Below are 22059 nucleotides of genomic sequence, written 5' to 3'. Positions count from 1 at the left end.
ACGTCATTTTTTCTTGGACTCAGTACCTTTTTCCTGCCCATATAACCAGGGGCAGTGTCTGCATTTATTTTTGCAGCAATATCCTCTTTTCAAATGATATTTCTCTGTAAAAACCAAATTCCCATGTTGGTCAAGATAATAATCAATGTTCTCAACTAACATGCGTTTAACAATTTAACCGGAATTTGGTTTATGAAGTGTTCTCTCAAATACTTGCCGTTACCATGGAGAGTCCATACTTCTTTAGGCCTAACACGTCCCATCATAATAAGTATGTCATTCCAATCCACATGATCTGAGATCAAAAGCTGCAAACCATTGCTCACCTGCAGTCTTTTCCATCCTGAAGCGAATGCCCTTACCACATTTTTAGCCCGTATATAGCTATCGAAAGTGAGCGGAGGAACTATGTATACCAGGTTCTGTCCTGCTTGCTTCATTGACTTTCGGGTATATAACTCGTAATCCCCCGGATTATAACCAAATGACTCATATATCTTACTTAAAGGAAAAATAGAGTGGTGAACTAATACATGACGCTTCGGACAATGTTTGTTAATCAAGCTGGTCAGACGCTGAGCTTTGCCCAGTGAATAGGACCCTAAAAGTACATTATGATCAAACGCGTTTAGTTTTCTGATTTCTTCTGCCGCATCGGGATGTTGCACCGATGGATCTGCAAATGTTGTTTCTGTTATAAGCACGTCTGCAGCAACAAATTCAATCGGTTCGCAGGTCGGGTCTTCCTGAAGTTTATAATCGCCCGTATAGAGATATCTTATATCATTATATTCCATAAGGACCTGAGCCGATCCAATTATGTGACCAGCAGGTATAAACGATAGCTTGACACCGCTAAGCATAAAGGATTCGCCAAAAGGATGAATAATGAAATCCTTACCAGCGTTCTTCTGATAGCGGTGAATCATTATTGATTTAGTTGGCGCCGTACAAAACACATTTGAATTGCCTTTTACCGCATGGTCTCCATGTGCATGCGATATAATAGCAGTTGAGACAGGCTTTAAGGGATCCAGATAAAAATCTCCGATCTTACAATACAATCCATTTTCATTAAAAATCAGGAAATCCTCAACTATCATAAGAAAGGTTAGTAAGATGGTGATGAAGCGCAAGTACTTGTGGTATTAACAGCTTGTGCTCATCATTTATTATGACATAATTTGCCATTTTTTCTTTTTTCTGATCTGAGAATTGCCTCTCCATACGCAATCTAACTTCTTCAGCAGTAATATCATCCCGCTCCATTATCCTTTTGATTTTAATGTCATCCGGCGATTTCACCAGAATGGAATGGTCGCATATTTTATATGCATCACTCTCAAACAACAACGCCGCCTCTTTTATAACGTAAGGGACCAGTTCCTGCGCTTTAACCCAAATATCAAAAGCCCGGAAAACTGCTGGATGTACAATAGCATTAAGCTTTGAAAGTTGTTCCCTGTCTTTAAATACAATTGCAGATATATGCTTACGATTCAATTCGCCGTTTCCCAGGTACGAATCTTTCCCAAAAACCTCGATTATTTCCTCTTTTAGAGCATCGTCCGTATGCATAATAGACTTAGCAGCATCGTCGGCGTAAAATACGGGAATTCCTAATACCTGAAAAACTTTGCAAACAGTAGTTTTTCCGCTGCCTATGCCGCCGGTGATCCCTATTTTCAACATTTACTTCTGGATGATAAAGTCAATGGCCTGAGGCTCAATTCTTACAAGCTTACAAAAAGCCGGAAAGCGGGTAAGGATAACAGGAAGTTGCTTGTAAGATCGTTCTGTCCATTTATCCAGATCAACTGTCGCTTCAAAATAATCGCGGTCAATTTTTGAATAATTTCCCAACGCGGTCATGAAAGTGATCTTCACCTTTTCCGGAAGCAGATTTATATCCCTGTAATTTCTGTTATTTCCAACTTTAATGGATACCTCTATAGTCTTTTCTGTAAACTCCTCAACCGGGACACTTATTTCGGCGTAAGACGGGTAAATATTGATATTCGCCATAGACGGCCGTTTGAACGGGAGTCTTGTGCTGATACTCGCATTTATATTGTTAACGTTTAGGCTATCTGTTTTCCATACCCGGATTTTAGAGAGATCATTTTTCGGGCCGGTTATAGTTACATATGCCGGCTTTATTTTCACAGAATCTGATATTCCATACTGCTTTTGAAATTGAAGATCGCCGACCAGTTCTACAGGAACTTTTTTTATGGCCCGGGATGAGAAATCGAAGTACAGGGTGTCAGGCTGTACATATACGATCTTCTGCGTGGAACTAAACTGCTGATTAATATATCCGAGCTGATCTGATAAATTAACAAAAGTTTGCTTGTTCAGATCTTTAAGATCAATATCCACAGACTGCGGACTAATACGTAATTTGGAAAATAGAAGTTGCCAACCGGTTCCTTCGATCTGCAATTTGACCGTATCTGACTGCAGGGAATGAAAAGCCTTATTCTGAGGAAAATTCACAAATCGCACCAGGGTGCGAGCCTGGTAAACGTAGCTGTTAGAAAGTGCAAAAAATAGCCATGCCGAAATTGCAACTCCAAGGCAAATGAAAAACATGGAAATCCGACGCCGTTCTGTCTGGCTAAATTTTATAAGAGGCATACCGATTCATTTCAGCAAATTTAGTCAAATAAAAACGCCGCCTCAACTGAAGCGGCGTTAAGCAGATTAATACAATTGGGCCTATTTGACAATCGACGTATTTAATGCCTTTGAAGCCTCCAAAGAAATTGATGATTTCTCAAAACGAATTTTTGTCCCGCTATCCACATCCACAACGAAAGTGGTGTCATTTACATCTACAATTTTTCCATGAATTCCAGAGGTGGTTATCACCTTGTCCCCCTTTTTCAATTCCTCAACATATTTCTTGTGATCTTTAGCTTTTTTCATTTGTGGTCTTATCATAAAAAAGTAGAACACTACTATGATAAGAAGCATTGGTATAAAATTCTGTATCTGATCCATTGTTTAGTTTTTTTATTTGCTTGCGTTAACGGCATTTACTACATTTCCAAGAATATTCAACTGAGTAATCTCAGGATCTGTATTAGCAGTGATAGTCACCACTTTATTTTGCATTCCTAATTTACCAGCACTGTCAAATACCACTTTAATAACTGCTTCTGCTCCAGGCGCTACTGGCTCCTTCGGATAATCGGGAACTGTACATCCACAGGTGGCTGTCGCACTTGTAATAATTAGCGGGCTCTTTCCTATATTGGTAAATTTAAAGTCGTAAGAAACTTTTTCGCCGTCAGTGATTTGACCAAAATCGAAAGATTCTTTCTCGAACTTAAAAGCCGCAGCATCTGCAGGCGCCGATTCAGAAGCTGTTGAAACAGTTTCTACTGATGTTGATTTTGTTTGTTTTGGTTCCTGATTGCCGCATGATGCTAATATAGCTGCACATGCAATTGATAAGATGATTTTCTTCATGTTGATTTATTCTATAAGTCCTCTGCCAGTTTTCCGGACCTTTCCTTTTACTTTAAGATCGGCTAAAATTTTATCTAAAATACCGTTTATAAACGAATTACTTTTAGGAGTGCTAAATTCTTTTGCTATCTCAATATATTCATTCATTGTTACTTTTACGGGAACGGACGAGAAATGAACAAGTTCTACAATTGCCATTCTCATTAATAATGTATCCATAACAGCAATTCGTTCGGCCTCCCAATTTTTTGTCTTATGTGAAATCATCTCCTGATACTCGTTTTCAAAAGCAATCACCTTATTAAACAAGTCAAGAATAAACGGGCGGTCTTCATCCCAATTCGGACATATTTGTGCAAGGTGGTTTTCTGTAGGTTGAACGCTCGAGAAATTTTTAAATGTTTTAGCAACCAAAGCCTGCAATACTTCTTTATCTACTGGCCAGTTGATAAATTTTTCCTCAAAAACCTGTTCGATCCCAGGTGATTTAAGAATAAGTTTCTTGAAAATGAACTTAATTATGTCCTTGTCGGATTTAATGGTATGCTCCGGGAGATCGATAAACTCTTTATATTCAGGAGAAGTTTTTAAAGAAGCAAAAATTGATTTTGCGATCTCCGGATCAAAATCCCAGGAAATCTTATACTTTTTTACGGCCGCGATATATTCCTGGTTCAGCTGCAAAGCAGATATAAATAAATTGCTCTTTAGCAAGTCGCTGGCATTCAGGTCATCCTCAGATGGCAAATGTTTATTTGCCCGCTCTTCCACATCGATAATACTATATTCCGCAACCTCAATCAGCAAGGAAAGCAACCAAACGTACATTTCATACACCCTGTCTACATTTTGCAGCAAAGCTCCCTCGAATGGTTTAACATCCTTCGATTCGGATTGCTGGTAGGAATATAATACCTGTAGCGTTTTGACCCGCAGGTGCCTTCTATTTAACATGTATAAGAACGATTTATGGATATATACCTAACTACCAGGCTGCTTTTATTTTTCTAATATCCTCGATCCGTTTTTCAGCTATTCTGTTAGCTGCTTCGTTTGTCGGGATATTTTCTTCTTTAGATTTTTTCAAGACTCTTCTTGTAGCTTCGTAAATATTCTCAGCCATTTGCAGCGTCTTCTTTTTATTAAAACCCGCTATTTCCGAATAACAGTTTATTAGTCCCCCAGCATTAATCAAATAATCTGGTGCATATAATATACCCTTATCCAGCAGCATCTTACCATGCACCTGTTCATCAGCCAACTGGTTATTAGCAGAACCGGCAATTATGGAACATCTCAAACGGTTGATAGTTTCGGTATTTACTGTAGCTCCTAGCGCGCATGGCGAATAGATATCTATATCCAAATCAAATAGGCTGTTGGTTGAAATTGCTTCAGCTCCATATTTTTGAGAAACCTGACTCAGCCGCTCTTCATTAATATCACTGATGTAGACCTTAGCATTTTCATTCCTAAGTAGCCCCACTAGTATTTCGCCTACATGCCCGATTCCCTGAACAGCAATAGACTTCCCCGCAAGGCTATCATTCCCAAAAAACTCCTTAACAGATGCTTTTATTCCCATAAAAACCCCGCGTGCAGTCACTGGTGATGGGTCCCCACTTCCTCCGATCGACTCAGGAATACCTGTAACATATTTTGTTTCCATTCGGATATATTCCATATCCTTAGGATTAGTACCAACATCCTCTGCGGTAATAAAAGACCCGTTCAGGTTTTCGATAAAGCGCCCGAATCTTCTCATCAGAGCTTCGCTTTTCTGAAGGCGGCTGTCCCCAATAATAACCGCTTTCCCGCCCCCAAGGTTTAACCCTGTTATTGCCGCCTTATAGGTCATGCTCCGGGATAAACGCAAAACATCATTCAATGCTTCAGTTTCATTTTTATAAGGAAACATCCTGGTACCCCCCAAGGCTGGGCCTAGTGTTGTATCATGTATTGCAATAATTGCTTTGAGTCCCGTATCTGGATCACTGCAATATACCACCTTCTGATGGCCTGATTTTTCGAGCTTACTAAAAACGGAATGTTCATCAAACTGAGATAATACCATATTTATTGCCTTGCTTTACCGCACAAAAGTAGTAAAAATTCCCTATCCTGATGATTTAACAGAAAGTCTTATGCATTGAAGTTCAAGAATAATACAAACCCTTCTTAAAGACAGGTAAAATGATAACGGTCTGAATTAAAAATCACAAATTCTGGCTATTTTTGGAGCATAAGCAGCTGATGAAAGAACTCGGATATCTCAACAAATTTTTCTATAAATATCGGTGGCGATTGATTCCTGGTATTTTATTCGTCATTATATCCAATATGTTCGGCGTTTTACCAGCGCAGGTAATTCAAATTGCTTTCGATCTGGTCAATGAAAATATCGCAATTTACAGACTTTTCAATGGATTTGATCGCCAGGATGTGGTGAACGAAATATTTGGCCACACCCTAATGCTATTTGGCCTTATTGTTTTGATTCTTGCACTTCTTCGGGGCATCTTTCTATTTTTTATGCGGCAGACTATTATATTGATGTCCAGACACATAGAATACGACTTAAAAAACGAAATCTATGATCATTATCAGCAACTCTCGATGGCATTTTATCGTCGCAATAATACCGGCGACCTAATGAACAGGGTAACCGAGGACGTAAGTCGCGTACGCATGTATTTAGGGCCTGCAATAATGTATACGATTAACACAATTGTATTATTTATTATGATAGTAGGTTTTATGTTCAGCGTAAATGCCCGGCTTGCTCTGTATTCTCTTCTTCCCCTACCACTTCTGGCAATTACTATTTACTATGTAAATACGATGATAAATAACCGGAGTGAGAAGATTCAGGAACAGCTCTCGGCTCTTTCAAACTTCGTTCAAGAGACCTTTTCAGGGATTAGAGTGATCAAGGCCTATGTCCGCGAAGGTGATGTGCAGGAAAAATTTGATGCAGAAAGCGAGAATTACAAGACGCAGTCTATGGCTCTTGTTCAGGTACAGGCTTTATTTTTTCCGATGATTCTACTTTTGGTTGGATTAAGTACTATTATTACGGTTTATGTTGGTGGGAAAGAGGTAATTAACGGTACTATTAGCGCAGGAAATATTGCAGAATTTTTAGTCTACGTAAATCAGCTAACTTTCCCTGTTATGTCTCTCGGTTGGGTAACATCGTTAATCCAGAGGGCTGCAGCTTCGCAAAAAAGAATTAATGAATTTTTGAAAACGCAGCCAGAGATCATTTCAGGAAATAACAGCCCGGCAGAATTAACAGGGTACATAGAATTCAAGAATGTGAGTTTTACCTATCCCGACACCGGTATTAAAGCTTTGATAAATGTATCTTTCGAAGTAAAACCTGGAGAGTTCTTAGCCATAATCGGACGCACCGGATCTGGTAAATCCACTATCGCCAACTTGTTATTACGTATGTATGATCCAGACAGCGGTCATATTTTAATTGACGGACAAGATCTTCAAAAGGTCGATCTAAATAACTTCCGGCAACATGTTGGATTTGTTCCTCAGGAAGTATTTCTCTTCTCCGACAGTGTTAAAAATAATATAGCTTTTGGAATTTCCGATCCTGAAACAGAAAGCACCGAACGGGCGGCAAGAAATGCTGCTGTGTACGATAATATTAAAGAGTTTGAGAACGGATTTGAAACTCTTATTGGAGAGCGTGGTATTACACTCTCTGGCGGCCAGAAGCAAAGACTCTCAATTGCCCGGGCAATCATAAAAGAACCTCAAATCCTAATCTTTGACGATTGCTTGTCGGCAGTTGACACCAGGACTGAGGAGCAAATCCTCAATAACCTGGGGAGACTAATGAAAGACAAAACAAGTATACTGATAGCACATCGTGTATCAACCATTAAAAATGCAGATAAGATTTTAGTTATTGATAGTGGTGAAATCGTCGAACACGGCAGTCACAAATCCTTAATGGCACGCAAAGGGGTTTATTTTGATCTCTACGAAAAGCAACTGCTCGAGGAAGAAACGGTCTAAGTTCTATAAAATTGAAACAGATTCGAATGTATAACTGAAATAACAGAGAGCTCTGTCCCGTTAACAGCAAAAAAAAATCAATTTGTTACTTTGCGAATATCTATTATATTTACCTCAACATAAAATTATGAAAATGGGAGATTTCGACAACAAAGAAAGAGAAGAGGTTTTTTCAAAGAAGGTAAGAGCGGGAAAACGCACGTATTTTTTCGATGTTAAAGCTACACGCTCAAACGACTATTATGTTACTGTAACAGAAAGTAAAAAACGTTTAGAAGATGGCGTTTTTATTAAACACAAAATTTTTCTTTATAAGGAGGATTTTGAAAAGTTTGCCGAAGGCCTTAAGGAAACCATCGACTACATAAAAACTCATCAGGAAGTTGTCGAAAAAAAGTATGAATATTCCGAAAATCATACTGAAATCGCCAAAATAGAGGACGACTTCTCCATCGGAATCTAATACCTGGATGCAAGATATTAACAAGCTGTCTGTTTTACTGGATGGCTTTTTTTTTGTTCGACTTGATCAGATTGCTCCTTCGAAATATTAGAGCAACAAGCAAATTAAAGATTCAGATACGCTTCTTCTTTAAGTATCCTTTTGACATCACATACAAACAATGCCTATGTTTTAAAAGGTTATGTGGTGATAAATATAGTTAAGCCCGCGACATTTTAAGTTAATTCTAATTTTTACTTTGGCTTTTGATTAATTATTCTTTGTATTAAAATTAAACCAGGAGGAGCTTAATCTTGCATACCGGCATGAATTGCCAATGTAAGTCGTCCGAATGTTTGCCCACAGTTGTGGATTTAGAAAATTAAATGTAAGGATGAAAAACAAAAATCATTTAGTATCGCGCAGGCATTTTTTGGTCACCGCTGCAACCGCCGCCATTATGGGGCCACTGATCCTCCGGTCATCAGCGAAAGCCTCCACACCGGTCGGCAAACTTAATCATGCTTGCATCGGCGTTGGCGGGATGGGATGGGGTGATCTGCAGAATTTTAAAAAACATCCAAACTTGCAGATTGTCGCTTTATGCGATGTGGACGAAAATAATTTAAAAAGGGCTTCTGAAGCCGTTCCAGGTGCCCGCACTTACACTGACTGGCGTGAACTTCTTAAAGTGGAAGGTGACCGAATTGACTCTGTTAATGTAACCGTACCTGACCATAATCACTTTGCCATTGCAGTTCAGGCTATTCGGGGTGGCAAACATGTTTATTGCCAAAAACCTTTGTGCCATGACGTAGCCGAAGTACGCATTCTAACGAATGAAGCGGTCAGGGCCGGAGTGATCACCCAGCTTGGAACACAAGTGGCATCAAGCTTTGGTGATCGCATAGGTGTGCAGTGGCTCAGAGAAGGTGTAATCGGCAAGATCAAACACGCATATCTATGTTCCAACCGCCCGGGTGCCGTTGCCCGATACCGGCTCGAAGGTCCACGTCCAGCTCAGGGACAAGAACCGCCATCTAATTTGCACTGGGAGAACTGGATTGGTACAGCACCTATGCGGCCTTATGTGCCTGAAATCTATCATCCAACAACATGGCGTACCTGGCAAGATTTTGGGACAGGATGGTCGGGCGACATAGGCTGCCATATATTCGATGCCGTTTGGAAAGGCCTGGATATGAAACCTCCCCATTCTGTAATCGCAGAGGTTCAGAAATCCTGGCAAGACTCTCCCGAACGCCGGGCTGACACCTGGCCGCAAGGCAACCATATCACCTGGATGTTCCCGGGAAATAAATACACCGAATCGGATGTACTTCCCGTGGAATGGTTCGATGGGGAGTTCTATCCTCCGGAAGAAGTGCGGGCGTTATTCTCGATAGAAAATTATCCGGCCGAATCCTCGATGCTGATTGGCACGGAAGGTGCCTTACTTATACCGCATGGCAAAATGCCCAAACTATTGCCCGAAAGTAAATTCAAAGACTATGAATTTCCGGAACTAAATGAGCGTAATCATTATCATCACTTTGTAGACGCTTGCCTTGGCGGTGAAAAGACCGAATCTCATTTCGCTCAGTCTGGACCGATGACAGAAGCTATATTACTTGGAACAGTAGCTATTCGCGTTCCCGGCAAGTTGCTTAAATGGGATTCTGCCAGAATGAAGTTCCCCAATTACCCACAGGCTGAAAAATATTTGCGTCGGAAATATCGAAAAGGCTGGAGGGTGACAGGAATATAGGATTTTCTCCGAATTAGCTGCACAAAATCAGCTGAAATATTGTTGTGTCCAATCATCAATTCATTGCTAAAAGATGGAGCATAAATTCAGTTTATGCTCCATTAATTATTATCATTAATTGCATATATTGCAGTTAATATCTTATGAAGAATTCTGAGCATTCGGCTAACACATTGCAATGAGTATGCTTGCCATCCGTATACAAACATGAGATCCGGTTGGGCAAGACATGTAAAGAATCCTCGCAACAAATTGCTTCTGGAATTATGAGACTTCTACAAACAGAAATAACTCCGTTTACCAATAACAGCCTGCATATAGAGTTTCGAGATCAGGCCTATTTATTTTCCCCGCTTCACGGCCGGCCTTGCTTTCATTCACACCCTGAGCTGGAACTGGTATTTATCGTCGAAGGGTATGGCAAAAGAATTATTGGAAACAACGTAAGTCATTACGAATCTGGAGATATGGTATTTATTGGTCCAAATGTTCCGCATATCTGGCTGAGTGATCCCGCATTTTATAAAAAAGATTCGATCATGCGTTCCAAAGTGATTGTTATGTATATCAATCCGAAGATATTTGAACCAATGCTGGCGTTTGTTACAGAATTTGATGGGGTGAACGAGATGTTACAACAAGCCGCCAAAGGAATTAATATTTTTGGCGAAACAAGGAACTCTATATCAGAAAAACTTATCGCTCTATCCTCGAAGTCCGGCTTCGAAAAAGCGATAGGATTTTTACAAATCATGCACATGATATCAATTTCTGAAGACAGAAATTTTATTTATACGGATGAACTAAATAACCCTGCCAGCCAGAATTCTGACCGATTGATTGAAGTGATTAAATATATTAAGGAAAATATCGAAAAACCCATTTCATTAAAAAAAGTTGCGGAGGTTGCATGTATGACATTACCATCTTTCTGCCGATTTTTTAAGAGCAGAACGAAAATGAGGTTTTCACAATACCTTGCCGATGCACGGATGACCCATGCACGCAAGCTTTTGATCGAAATAGATAAGCCTATCTCCGAGATTGCATATATGTGTGGCTTTAATTCCAATTCGCATTTTTGTAAGGTTTTTAAAGATCATACCAAGCAAAGCCCTTATCAGTACAAATGTAGTATCGGTAATAGCTCCGTATAATTTCTCTTCTATTCAATAGTCTTTCACTTTTGTCCGATTAAAAGAAAAAAGACCTTAGCTAATTCCATTTAGTTAGGATGATTTGAATTCTCAAAATAATGAATCGATTTGTTTTTTGATTGGGGTAAGAATATGATACTTTTTGCTAAGTGCAGAACATTTCCATCACTCTACTCTGCCTAATTTTAGTAGAGAATGATTCCGGATCATTTCGGTGTACATACCACACTTACCATACAAATTCCTGTAAAGGAACTACCCTTAATGGACTATACAATAAATCAAATCACAAAAACAAATTATGGAAAAACAAACTACCATTCCTAAAAACAGGTATCTGTCAGGACAATGGAGAATAATGAGGATAAGCTTATTATCTCTGGCTCTGTTTATGAGTTCCGGATTTCTGTCTGTATTAGCAAATCTGAAAAATCAAGGCAACCGGCTGGCAAGCACCTCAATCATTAATATCGTTCGGGAACCTCAAGCAGACATCCCGATTAAGGGAAAGATCACCGACCAAAAAACACGGGAAGCGTTAATTGGTGTTTCTGTAAAAATAAAAGGAACTAATATCGGCGTTTCTACGGATGTTAATGGCAACTATACATTAAATGCGCCCGAAAATGGAACTTTAATTATTAATTACATAGGGTATGAAACGTTAGAGGTACCTGTAAACAATAGAGGAACTATAAATATTCCTTTGATAAGCTCGAGTACTTCTTTAGGCGAAGTAGTTGTTATTGGTTACGGTACATCAAGGCGATCTGACCTGACCGGTGCGGTGGGGTCGGTAAGAGAAGAACAATTAAAAGAACGTCCTGCTTCATCTCTTAATCAGGCTTTATCCGGCAGAATTGCTGGTGTTCAGGTTAATACCAACTCCGGTCGCCCGGGTGGGCGTACCAATGTCAGGGTACGAGGTTTCAGTTCTATCAATTCCTCGAATAATCCGTTGTATGTAATTGACGGTGTGATGCTGCCTATGGGTAATCAGGTTCAAGCCAGCCAGGCTATAGATTATATTAACCCAAATGATGTCGTTTCAGTCGAAGTATTGAAAGATGCATCATCGACTGCAATTTACGGAGCAAGAGGGGCCAATGGGGTTATCCTCATCACTACTAAACGCGGGAACTCCGGGGAGGGTAAAGTGACATACGATACCGATTTTAGTGTTCCAACAATTGGCCCGAATAGACCCGAAGTGCTAAATGCGAAAGAATACTTAGCAACGGAGGATCTCGCATGGAGAAATATGGAAAAATATGATCCGATCGGGTGGGCTGCGGGCAGATTTGCTAACCTAAATCCTAGACTCCGTAGAACTGACCCACGGGTTTTTGATAGTGCAGGCAACCCTTTATTCGATACCAATTGGTTCGAAGAAGTCACCCAGAATAAGCTGTCTCAAAACCATCAATTAGGTTTTAGCGGTGGTAATGAGCGTAATACTTATTCACTTTCGCTGGGCTACCGGGATGATCAGGGATTAATTAAAACTTCGTATCAAAACCGCTATTCAGGAAGATTTACTATCGATGATCAAATAAAGAAATGGTTAAAAATTGGCGGTACGCTAAGCTATACCAGCCAAGCGGAAAATCTGGTTGACCAGGGTGACGCTGTTGCGCGGCAGATTGTTGAAGACTTTCCTTTCCTGCCGGTAAAATATGCTGACGGAACCTTTGCAAATAATCTTGATTATCCTTTAGCAGAAGGTACAATGAGTTCGATGCATAGACTATCGGGTACTAGATTTATATTGAATACTCAAACTGCTTTAGGAAGCATGTATTCAAATATTAATTTGGCTAAAGGTTTAGAAATGCGTACCGTTTTAGGAGCCAATATTATGACTCAGGAAAACAACCAGTCCGTGACAAGAACATTAGCGATAGGCGCGCAGGGTACAGCTTCCACCAATAACAGGAAGGAAAGATTCTGGTCTTTAGAAAATTATCTTACTTACAATAAAAAGTTTGCAGAGATTCATTCTTTCACAGGTCTTTTGGGTGTTTCATGGCAAGAAACAAACTTTTTTAACATGAATGCCAGTGTACAGGGCTTTGCGACGGATTATTTTGGTTTCAATAATTTAGGAGCAGGCAGTCTGCTTCCGCGGGTAGGGTCGGGTGCTTCACGAGATTCCTTCAACTCCTTCTTCGGGAGGATAAATTACAGCTTAAAAGATAAATATTTAGCAACGGTTACCGGCCGGACAGATGGTGCATCCAAATTCGGCGCAAATCACAAATTTGCTTTCTTCCCTTCTGCCGCATTAGCTTGGCGGGTTTCTGAAGAAGACTTTTTAAAGGGTAACAAAACGATTTCCAGCTTGAAGCTGCGGGCTAGTTTTGGAATAACCGGCAACTCTGAAATACCTGCTTACTCTGCTTTATCTCTGTTAAGTTCAAACTATTCCACTGTTTACAATGATATACTAATTGGAGGTACGGGTATCAACCGCCTAGCCAACCCAGATCTGAGATGGGAGAAAACCGCACAAAGCGACATTGGTATCGAATTGGGTTTGCTAAAAGGCAGGATCACATTAGAGGCTGATCTGTATTACAGGAAAACTACAGATATGCTGTTGGATGCGCCGGTTCCACGCACGAGCGGTTATGCCACCATCAGAAAGAACGTGGGTTCTATGGAAAATAGAGGATTAGAACTTGCACTGAATACGGTTAACTTCGAAGGCGAAAATTTCTCCTGGAATACTAATTTTAATATTTCTTTGAATCGCAACAAGGTGCTTTCTTTAGCTACGCGATCTGATATTTTCAATGTCGGTGGTCCAAATTTTACCAATCCTACTAATGTCATTCGTATAGGGGAACCGGCTGGCTCCTTCTATGGGCTGGTTCGTTTGGGAACATGGAGCGAAGCTGAAAGAGCTCAGGCAGCTAAATTTGTCAGCTATCGTAATAATATTACCATGCTTCCGGGTGACATAAAATACCTGGATGTGAATGGCGATTTTGCTATAACTGATGCTGATCGGATGATTATTGGAAATGGCAGTCCTCAAGCTTGGGGAGCATTCACAAACACCTTCCGCTATAAGAGTCTGGATTTAACTGCTGAACTGCAATATTCTTATGGTAATGATGTACTGGACATGACTCTTCATTCAAGTCAGGATCGTCAGGGATTGGCAAATAGTTACTCCAGTGTTTTAACTGCCTGGACGCCCCAGAATCAAAATACTCCCATTGCTGAAATACGTGATACCAGGGCTGGTTATGTAACTAATGTAGATAGTCATTGGGTTCAGGACGGCTCATTCATTCGCGGCAGAAACCTATTAATGGGCTATACTTTCCCCGCAGCTACCACTTCAAGATTGAAACTAAACAGGCTTAGAATCTATGGGTCAGCACAAAATTTCTTTCTTATGGTGAACAAAGAGGTTAATGGGGATCCAGAGACCGTAGGAATACGCGGAGGTGATGGAAATAACGTATTCTCGCAGGGACAAAACTGGCATGGCTATCCAAGACCCCGAACCTTTATGTTGGGTCTGCAGGTTGGTTTGTAATTAATTAATTTAAAAGATATCTATATGAATTTTAATATATCAAAAAATATAAGCAAAATGTTCCTCTGTGGAGGGCTATTGCTTGGATCCGGCTGTTCAAACTTCCTTGATGAGGCGGCTCCTTCAAATCTGACACCTGAAAGTTTTTACACGATCCCGGATCATGCAGAGGCTGCAATCGCTGCGGTTTATGCCGACACCCGGTTTGTAGGCGGTGGTGCAGAAATTTTTTCATCTAACTGGCAGTTACTTGAAGCTCCAACAGGTACCTCAACGACTGAAACTGCTCAAAATTCGGATCTCAACAACCTTTATTCTCTTACCTACGATGGAAATACCGTGCACGTGATCAATTGGTGGAACGGCGCGTATAGGGTCATTTCACAGGCAAACCTGGTTCTTGAGAAAGTTCCGAGTATTACCCCAATGAATGACGCACAGAAAAAACGAATATTGGGCGAAGCCAGGTTTCTTCGAGCCTGGGCTTATTTTTATGCAGTCAGGCTATGGGGCGATGTTCCGATCGTCACAAAGCCACAAACCGTAACCTCCGAAGATTTCAGTCCTCCCCGCAGTTCACAGGAAGCAGTTTACAAGTTAATTGTAGAAGACCTGCTAGCCGCTGAAGCTGCTGGTTTTGCATGGATGGATGTAAGCGGACGGATTTCACAAGCTGCTGTAAAGTCACAATTAGCCCGGGTTTACCTCACTATGGCCGGACAGCCTTTGAATAAAGGTGCAGGTCATTATAAGTTAGCAGCAGATAAAGCTGGAGAGGTAATTACTTATGCCAACTCAAATCCAGGAATGATTAACCTCTTTCCTACTTATTTCGACGTTCATCGGGAAAATTTAAAGAATAGAACAGAACATATTTTTATGCTCCAGTACAATGTTCTGGTGGCTGGTAACCCTATGGGCAATATGCTTCCTAACTTTAAGCCTGTTACATTTGCTGGTCCAGGTGGTACCGGAAGCACGGTTCCAACCTCTGCTTTCTATAATTCCTACGAAACGGGTGATCTAAGAGCAAAAAATCAGGAAGGCTATTTCTATACCAGTTATTTTACCAACGGAAGCGGTGCTCCATTTCAGTTAGGTGCTCCTTATATTTTTAAACACTTTAATATGACATCTGCTGGGTCTTTCGGTGTGCCAGGTACGCGCAATAATAACCTAAATGTACCCCTTATCCGATATGCTGAAGTTCTGTTGATGTATGCAGAAGCTCAAAACGAGGCGAGCGGCCCTAATATGGCAGCTTACGATGCATTTAAAAGGATTAGAGATAGAGCTAAGCTCGTCACCCCTGCTTTTGGCACCTACAATCAATCTACATTTAGAGAAGCCGTATGGAAAGAGCGCTGGCATGAACTCTGTTATGAAGGCATCACCTGGTTTGATATGGTTCGTCTGCGAAAGGTTTTCAATGAAGGAACAAAAGGGTTTGATAATTTTGTCGGGCATATCAATAGAAGCACAAATCAAGCTTTACAAACCAAACATCTATTATTTCCTCTTGGCATTCAGGAAATGAATAATAACCCGAACTTAAAACCACAAAACCCGGGATATTAAATTCATTTTGTTTCTTATATCCCCATCTGTATATTCTACAGGTGGGGATTTTTTTAACAAAAAAAGTATATTTAGATATTAATTATGATGTTTTATGGGTAAGAGGCTATATTATTTAATATTTATGATTGCTTGCATATTATACACCATACAATCTTGCAATAACAGTGATTCTCATGCTACGGCTCAGCGAGCTATTCCTGACTCCGTGAGTTATAATTTTGATATCAGGCCCATACTCTCTGATAAATGTTACGCCTGCCATGGTCCTGATGCCAATAAGCGCGAGGCAGGCTTAAGGCTGGACATCGCAGAAAATGCTTATAAAGCATTAAAGGAAAATCCAAAAGCCCATGCCCTTGTTCCAGGTAAACCACATTTATCTGAAGTCTTTCTGCGGATTTCTTCCAGGGATACAAGTGTAATGATGCCCCCGCCTTCATCTAATCTGAAATTGAGCGCTCATGAAATCAATTTAATAGAGAAATGGATAAAACAAGGAGCTAAATATGAGAAACACTGGGCCTTTGTGGCACCTAAAAAGCCCGGTATACCTGAAGTCAAGAATAAACAGTGGGCAAAAAACGAGATTGATTATTTTATTTTGCACAAACAAGAGCAAATTGGGATGACTCCTAATCAGGAGGCTGACAAAGAACGTTTACTCAAGCGCGCAAGCCTCGACATTACTGGTTTACCGCCAGGTTTGGAGATGATGGATCGTTTTCTAGCTGATAAAAGTGCAAATGCTTATGAAAAAATAGTAGATCAATTACTGCAAAGCCCCGCCTATGGTGAAAAGATGGCTGTGCATTGGATGGATGTTTCCCGCTATGCTGATTCTCACGGCTATCAGGACGATGGTTACCGTACTCAATGGCCCTGGCGGGATTGGGTGATACATGCTTTCAATAAGAATATGCATTACGATGATTTTATTACCTGGCAGCTGGCTGGCGATTTAATGCCTGATGCTAATAAAGAAAAACTGTTGGCTACAGGCTTTAACCGCAATCATAAAATTACAGAAGAAGGAGGTGTGGTTGATGAAGAATACCGGGTAGCGTATGTTACAGATCGGAACAATATGTTCGGGAAAGCATTGATAGGGGTTACCATAGAATGTGCGCCCTGCCACGATCATAAATATGATCCGTTCTCACAAAAAGAATATTATCAGCTCTCTGCTTTTTTCAATAACATAAAAGAGGTAGGACTAGAATCTACAATTGGAGGACCTGAAACCTATGCAAAAAAACCTTTAATAGAGATCAGTGATGAAGATGTAAAAAAGGTTTTAACCTTTATCAATAAACAGGACACCAACAGGCTCATTGTATCGGTAATGGGCGATGCTGATACGTTGCGAAAAACTTACATACTTAAGCGTGGGGCATATGATGCGCATGGAGAAGAAGTACAAGCAGGTACCCCTAAGGCTATATTACCATTCAGCAACAAATATCCTAAGAACAGACTGGGATTAACTCAATGGCTATTTGATAAACGAAACCCACTTACTTCGAGGGTGTTTGTTAACCAAATGTGGCAGGAGTTTTTTGGAAAAGGCATTGTAAAAACTTCGGGTGATTTTGGAATGCAGGGAGAGCTTCCTTCTCATCCCGAATTACTGGACTGGCTGGCCGTTGATTTTATGAATAATGGCTGGAATATAAAACGCCTTGTGAAACAAATAGTGACATCAGCTACTTACCGCCAATCAGCGGTCGTCACCCCGGGAAAATTAAATGCAGACCCCGAAAATATTTTCTTCGCGCGAGCACCCCGCTATCGTGTTCAGGCCGAATTTATTAGAGATATTGTTTTATTCAGCAGCGGCCTGCTCAATAAAACAATTGGCGGCCCCAGCGTTAAACCCTACCAGCCCCAGGGTTTGTGGGAAGGGGCAACTTCAGGACGCGGAATTCTGGCTACTTATAGACAGGACCATGGCGTAAGCTTGTATCGCAGAGGCTTATACACCTTTATCAAAAGAACAGTCCCCCCCCCTACCATGGGCATTTTTGATGCAAGTAATCGCGATCAGTGCGAGGTAAAAAGATTGAAAACCAATACCCCATTACAAGCATTGGTAATGATGAATGATCCTGTCGTATTGGAAGCTTCACGCGTATTAGCGGCACAGTTACTAAAAGAAAATAGCCAGACTAAAGATAAAATAACTAAGGCATTCCGGCTAATTGTTTGCAGAAAACCTAATGAAAAAGAAATAACGCTGTTAACAAATTATTATATTGAAGGACTGAAAACGCTAAAAACGGAGGATGCAGAAAAATTATTAGACGTTGGCGAGTACCCTCAAGCAGAAATCAAAAATAAAAAAATACTCGCAGCCATGATGCAGGTAATATCTACACTTTATAACCTGGAAGAGACCATTACTAAATCCTGAATTATATGGAAAAAGACATTTTAGAACACGGCCTAAATTTTAATAGGCGGCGCTTTTTGTCCAGAATGAGTTTAGGACTTGGTAGCATTGCTTTAGGTTCTCTGTTGATGCCCGATCTTCTAAGTGGAAACGGAACCGATGAAGATGATTTTGTTGCCGGCATTCCACATTTTGCACCTAAAGCTAAGCGGGTTATTTATTTATTCCAGAACGGGGCGCCATCTCAATTAGAATTATTTGATTACAAACCCAAACTACGGGAGATGATGGGGCAGGAACTTCCCGAATCTATTAGAGCGGGTCAACGATTAACGGGGATGACTGCCAACCAGGCATCTTTTCCCCTGATCGGTTCTTTCGTTGATTTTAAACAATATGGAGATTCCCGGGCCTGGATTAGCGACCTATTTCCTTACACCGCAAAAGTTGTAGACGATATCTGCATTATCAGGTCTATGCACACAGAGGCTATTAACCATGATCCTGCCCTAACTTTTTTTCAAACCGGGTCGCAGCAAGGTAACAGGCCCAGCATGGGTGCATGGTTGAGTTACGGCCTGGGAAACGAAAACAAAAATCTGCCGGCATTTACCGTTTTGCTTTCAAGAGGTATTGGCAACGGTCAGGGAGTTTATTCCAAATTATGGTCCAATGGTTTCCTGGATTCGATCCACCAGGGTGTTCAGTTTAGTAGCGGTGAAAACCCGGTACTCTATTTAAAAGACCCTAATGGGATGAATAGAAATGAACGCAGGAAAATTCTCGATAATTTGTCTGAGCTTAATCAGATGTCTTATGAAGAATTCGGTGATCCGGAGATAAACACGAAAATCCAACAATATGAAATGGCTTACCGTATGCAGGCAGCTGTTCCTGAAATAATGGATTTGTCAAAGGAACCAGATGATATTATTAAATTATACGGCCCGGATTGCCTCGTGCCGGGCACGTTTGCGGCAAATGCATTGTTGGCGCGTAAACTTTCCGAAAGTGGTGTCCGCTTTGTTCAATTGTACCATCAGGGATGGGATCAGCATGGAAATCTCCCCTTTGAAATAACCAAACAGGCCAAAGATGTAGATCAGGCTTCTGCAGCTTTAGTTACTGATCTGAAGCAAAGAGGCCTGTTAGATGAAACACTGGTGATATGGGGTGGTGAATTTGGTCGCACAAATTACAGCCAGGGAAAATTGACCATGGATAAGTATGGACGCGATCATCATCCACGCTGTTTTAGTATCTGGATGGCAGGCGGTGGTATTAAACCCGGTATTGTATATGGAGAAACAGATGATTTTGGATATAACATCGTTAAAGATCCTGTGCATGTACATGATTTTCAAGCCACTGTTTTGCATCAGTTAGGCCTGGATCATGAGAAGCTGATTTTTAAGCATTTAGGACGCCGATATAGGTTAACGGATGTTTCCGGAAATGTAATCAAAGATATTTTAGTGTAATGAAAACAAACCTAAATGGTTTTGCAGGAAATTTATTGTTTGCTTTAAATATCTTCATTATCTTTTTATTGATATTTGAGGATAAACTGGTTGTACCATACTGGTTACAGCCTATTGGAAGAATGCATCCCATGATTCTTCACTTCCCGATTGCAATTCTGATGCTGGCTATGCTTTTAGAATTTTTTCGTTTCAAAACCGAATATAACGCCCAGGATTTATACCAAAGATTTGCTTCCAACCTGTTACTTGTTGGCGCCATCTCCTCCGCTATAACGGGTATTATGGGGTTGTTTTTGTCTAAAGAAGGCACTTATACAGGTGAAACTTTACAATGGCATAAGTGGGCTGGTATAAGTATCGTGTTTATTCCTTCCCTCATTTACTGGTTCCGAAATTCATCATGGTACAGGGCTCCTCTTGCCAGATTTGGAGCCATTATTACTTTCTTTTGTCTCATTATTGCAGGCCACTTTGGAGCTACCTTAACACATGGAGAGAATTTTGTTTTAGAGCCCTTAATGCTTATGGAGGAGAAGGTGCCTATTGACGAGGCTATTGTATTTGAACACGTAGTCAAACCTATTTTTATTAAAAAATGCATAGGCTGTCACAATCCCGACAAATTGAAAGGAAATTTGATTCTGGCGGATGCTAAATCCATTTTAAAAGGTGGGAAAACAGGTAAATTATTCGTGGCCGGCAAGCCAGAACTCAGCCTTCTATTACAACGCATCCACCTACCCTTGGACAACAAGAAACGGATGCCTCCGAAAGATAAAATTCAACTCTCTGAAGAGGAAATTGCTTTGTTATATCATTGGATTAAAGCAAATGCTGATTTTAAGAAAAAGGTTATTGAATTGCCCCTTAAAGATTCATTGAGAATACTTGCCATGGCAGTGTTAAAACCTGCTGAAAGTACGGACGACGAATTTGATTTTGCTTCAGCTGACGAAGAGACGATAAAAGAATTGAACAATAGTTATCGGGGAGTTTACCCAATCTCGAAAGAATCTCCAGCATTAGCTGTTAGTATTTATAACAGAAGCACTTACGATTCGCAGACCCTGAAAGAATTAAATGCAGTAAAAACCCAAATTATATCCCTTGAACTAAACAAAATACCTGTAAAGAATGAAGATTTAAAATATATCACTCGCTTTGAGAATCTCCGTAAATTGAATTTGAACTTTACAGATATTACCGGAAAAGGCTTGGAAGAACTAACATCCTTAAAACACTTAAAGAATCTGTCTCTTTCAGGAACAAAAATAAATTACAAGGATCTGCAGCCACAAATTTCTGCATTTAAAAGCCTGAAAACATTAGTTGTTTGGAACACCGATTTATCTGTAGAGGAGATTCAAAAGCTGCAAACCGCGAACAAACACGTTCAGATCGTTGCCGGATTCAAAGACGATGGACGCAATCCAATTAAACTGAATCCCCCACAGTTAAAAAATAGTTCCAGCGTTTTCAATGAATCGATTCCGCTGCATTTAGGACATCCGATAAATGGTGTTAAAATACGATATACCACAGACGACACCGAGCCAGATAGTTTAAATTCTCCTATTTTCAAAAATAAACCCGTATTAAAAAAATTCACTGTTGTTAAAGCCAAAGCTTATAAAGCGGGCTGGCTTGGCAGTGATGAAGCGGTGTTCAAACTATACAAAAATACCTACAAGCCAGATAGTGTTATTTTACTTACACCGTTTAATAGCAGACATCTGGCAAATGGCAATAAAACATTTTTTGACGGAGAGATGGGTACTTTTAATGCCAATAGCCCTGCATCTGCTACTAACTGGGCTGGTTTTGTAAAAAACGATATGGAGGTGTTGTTAGAATTCAAGAAGCCTGTAACTGTAAGTTCTGTTGCATTGAACACGCTAATCGAGCCTGAAACAATTATATTCCCTCCAGCTTCCATTGAAATTTGGGGCGGAGCTACCAAAGGTCAGATGCGTTTAATTAACACATTGAAACCGATACATCCTAAAAAAGATGGCAAGCCATTCATACAATTAGCTGAATGCAAATTTAAGACCCAAAAGATCTCGTATCTAAAGATTGTCGCTAAACCATTAAAGAAGCTCCCCATCTGGCATAAGAACAAAGGCAAACCTGCGCTACTACTGGTAGATGAGATCCTTATTAATTGAAACCG

17 protein-coding genes are annotated in these 22059 nt (G+C 40.4%); 9 read left to right on the top strand and 8 right to left on the bottom strand.

The window, feature by feature from the left end; translation table 11 throughout:
- Nucleotides 1-3: 3 nt before the first annotated feature.
- The 8 genes from ACLL8Z_RS11465 to ACLL8Z_RS11430 form a co-directional block, all read right to left on the bottom strand.
- Nucleotides 4-162 carry a DUF5522 domain-containing protein gene (locus ACLL8Z_RS11465; RefSeq protein WP_411274925.1) on the bottom strand — a complete coding sequence of 53 codons (159 nt, stop codon included), beginning with the start codon at nt 160-162 and terminating at the stop codon, nt 4-6.
- Nucleotides 156-1103: an exonuclease gene (locus ACLL8Z_RS11460; RefSeq protein WP_411274924.1), complete on the bottom strand. Its 948-nt coding sequence runs from the start codon at nt 1101-1103 to the stop codon at nt 156-158. Before ACLL8Z_RS11460 ends, ACLL8Z_RS11465 begins: the two co-directional genes overlap by 7 nt.
- Nucleotides 1093-1692 (bottom strand): dephospho-CoA kinase, encoded by a 600-nt coding sequence (gene coaE / locus ACLL8Z_RS11455; protein WP_411274923.1) that lies wholly within the window; start codon nt 1690-1692, stop codon nt 1093-1095. Before coaE ends, ACLL8Z_RS11460 begins: the two co-directional genes overlap by 11 nt.
- Nucleotides 1693-2640, bottom strand: a complete 948-nt coding sequence (locus ACLL8Z_RS11450; protein WP_411274922.1) for a YbbR-like domain-containing protein — start codon at nt 2638-2640, stop codon at nt 1693-1695.
- An 81-nt stretch (nt 2641-2721) separates the two neighbouring features.
- Entirely contained in the window at nt 2722-3006 is a 285-nt protein-coding gene (yajC, locus tag ACLL8Z_RS11445; protein WP_411274921.1) for a preprotein translocase subunit YajC, read from the bottom strand.
- A 12-nt stretch (nt 3007-3018) separates the two neighbouring features.
- Entirely contained in the window at nt 3019-3477 is a 459-nt protein-coding gene (locus tag ACLL8Z_RS11440) for a DUF1573 domain-containing protein (RefSeq protein WP_411274920.1), read from the bottom strand.
- Between the two features lie 6 nt (nt 3478-3483).
- Complete coding sequence (gene nusB / locus ACLL8Z_RS11435) at nt 3484-4431, bottom strand: transcription antitermination factor NusB (RefSeq protein WP_411274919.1); 948 nt, start codon at nt 4429-4431, stop codon at nt 3484-3486.
- A gap of 31 nt (nt 4432-4462) precedes the next feature.
- Nucleotides 4463-5551 (bottom strand): Glu/Leu/Phe/Val family dehydrogenase, encoded by a 1089-nt coding sequence (locus tag ACLL8Z_RS11430; RefSeq protein ID WP_411274918.1) that lies wholly within the window; start codon nt 5549-5551, stop codon nt 4463-4465.
- A gap of 179 nt (nt 5552-5730) precedes the next feature.
- Between ACLL8Z_RS11430 and ACLL8Z_RS11425 the strand changes: the two genes are divergently transcribed.
- The 9 genes from ACLL8Z_RS11425 (at nt 5731) to ACLL8Z_RS11385 (ending at nt 22054) form a co-directional block, all read left to right on the top strand.
- Nucleotides 5731-7515, top strand: a complete 1785-nt coding sequence (locus ACLL8Z_RS11425) for an ABC transporter ATP-binding protein (protein WP_411274917.1) — start codon at nt 5731-5733, stop codon at nt 7513-7515.
- Nucleotides 7516-7648: 133 nt separating this feature from the next.
- Nucleotides 7649-7978, top strand: coding sequence for a DUF3276 family protein (locus ACLL8Z_RS11420; protein WP_411274916.1), 330 nt, complete (start codon nt 7649-7651; stop codon nt 7976-7978).
- A gap of 373 nt (nt 7979-8351) precedes the next feature.
- Nucleotides 8352-9725, top strand: a complete 1374-nt coding sequence (locus ACLL8Z_RS11415; protein ID WP_411274915.1) for a Gfo/Idh/MocA family oxidoreductase — start codon at nt 8352-8354, stop codon at nt 9723-9725.
- Nucleotides 9726-9991: 266 nt separating this feature from the next.
- Nucleotides 9992-10882 carry an AraC family transcriptional regulator gene (locus ACLL8Z_RS11410; protein WP_411274914.1) on the top strand — a complete coding sequence of 297 codons (891 nt, stop codon included), beginning with the start codon at nt 9992-9994 and terminating at the stop codon, nt 10880-10882.
- A gap of 301 nt (nt 10883-11183) precedes the next feature.
- The gene (locus ACLL8Z_RS11405; protein ID WP_411274913.1) at nt 11184-14432 is read left to right on the top strand and encodes a SusC/RagA family TonB-linked outer membrane protein; all 3249 of its coding nucleotides are present in this window, start codon (nt 11184-11186) and stop codon (nt 14430-14432) included.
- Between the two features lie 24 nt (nt 14433-14456).
- Nucleotides 14457-16010, top strand: coding sequence for a RagB/SusD family nutrient uptake outer membrane protein (locus ACLL8Z_RS11400; RefSeq protein ID WP_411274912.1), 1554 nt, complete (start codon nt 14457-14459; stop codon nt 16008-16010).
- 124 nt (nt 16011-16134) lie between these two features.
- Nucleotides 16135-18423, top strand: a complete 2289-nt coding sequence (locus ACLL8Z_RS11395) for a PSD1 and planctomycete cytochrome C domain-containing protein (RefSeq protein WP_411274911.1) — start codon at nt 16135-16137, stop codon at nt 18421-18423.
- A 5-nt stretch (nt 18424-18428) separates the two neighbouring features.
- A complete protein-coding gene (locus ACLL8Z_RS11390; protein ID WP_411274910.1) occupies nt 18429-19883 on the top strand; it encodes a DUF1501 domain-containing protein in 1455 nt (484 codons plus the stop codon).
- On the top strand, nt 19883-22054 hold the full coding sequence (locus ACLL8Z_RS11385) for a c-type cytochrome domain-containing protein (protein WP_411274909.1): 2172 nt from the start codon (nt 19883-19885) through the stop codon (nt 22052-22054). Before ACLL8Z_RS11390 ends, ACLL8Z_RS11385 begins: the two co-directional genes overlap by 1 nt.
- Nucleotides 22055-22059 lie beyond the last annotated feature (5 nt).

Source organism: Daejeonella sp. (assembly GCF_046590655.1).
In the GTDB taxonomy this organism is placed as follows: Bacteria; Bacteroidota; Bacteroidia; order Sphingobacteriales; family Sphingobacteriaceae; genus Daejeonella.
This window is presented reverse-complemented; position numbering and strand designations above follow the sequence as displayed.

Bases quoted from the DNA above. Each gene is read 5' to 3' on its own strand.
- ACLL8Z_RS11425 (WP_411274917.1), top strand. From the start codon at position 5,731: ATGAAAGAACTCGGATATCTCAACAAATTTTTCTATAAATATCGGTGG.
- ACLL8Z_RS11405 (WP_411274913.1), top strand. From the start codon at position 11,184: ATGGAAAAACAAACTACCATTCCTAAAAACAGGTATCTGTCAGGACAA.
- ACLL8Z_RS11460 (WP_411274924.1), bottom strand. From the start codon at position 1,103: ATGATAGTTGAGGATTTCCTGATTTTTAATGAAAATGGATTGTATTGT.
- ACLL8Z_RS11410 (WP_411274914.1), top strand. From the start codon at position 9,992: ATGAGACTTCTACAAACAGAAATAACTCCGTTTACCAATAACAGCCTG.
- yajC (WP_411274921.1), bottom strand. From the start codon at position 3,006: ATGGATCAGATACAGAATTTTATACCAATGCTTCTTATCATAGTAGTG.
- ACLL8Z_RS11450 (WP_411274922.1), bottom strand. From the start codon at position 2,640: ATGCCTCTTATAAAATTTAGCCAGACAGAACGGCGTCGGATTTCCATG.
- ACLL8Z_RS11390 (WP_411274910.1), top strand. From the start codon at position 18,429: ATGGAAAAAGACATTTTAGAACACGGCCTAAATTTTAATAGGCGGCGC.
- ACLL8Z_RS11430 (WP_411274918.1), bottom strand. From the start codon at position 5,551: ATGGTATTATCTCAGTTTGATGAACATTCCGTTTTTAGTAAGCTCGAA.
- ACLL8Z_RS11440 (WP_411274920.1), bottom strand. From the start codon at position 3,477: ATGAAGAAAATCATCTTATCAATTGCATGTGCAGCTATATTAGCATCA.
- ACLL8Z_RS11420 (WP_411274916.1), top strand. From the start codon at position 7,649: ATGGGAGATTTCGACAACAAAGAAAGAGAAGAGGTTTTTTCAAAGAAG.
- ACLL8Z_RS11385 (WP_411274909.1), top strand. From the start codon at position 19,883: ATGAAAACAAACCTAAATGGTTTTGCAGGAAATTTATTGTTTGCTTTA.
- nusB (WP_411274919.1), bottom strand. From the start codon at position 4,431: ATGTTAAATAGAAGGCACCTGCGGGTCAAAACGCTACAGGTATTATAT.
- ACLL8Z_RS11465 (WP_411274925.1), bottom strand. From the start codon at position 162: ATGTTAGTTGAGAACATTGATTATTATCTTGACCAACATGGGAATTTG.
- ACLL8Z_RS11400 (WP_411274912.1), top strand. From the start codon at position 14,457: ATGAATTTTAATATATCAAAAAATATAAGCAAAATGTTCCTCTGTGGA.
- ACLL8Z_RS11395 (WP_411274911.1), top strand. From the start codon at position 16,135: ATGATTGCTTGCATATTATACACCATACAATCTTGCAATAACAGTGAT.
- ACLL8Z_RS11415 (WP_411274915.1), top strand. From the start codon at position 8,352: ATGAAAAACAAAAATCATTTAGTATCGCGCAGGCATTTTTTGGTCACC.
- coaE (WP_411274923.1), bottom strand. From the start codon at position 1,692: ATGTTGAAAATAGGGATCACCGGCGGCATAGGCAGCGGAAAAACTACT.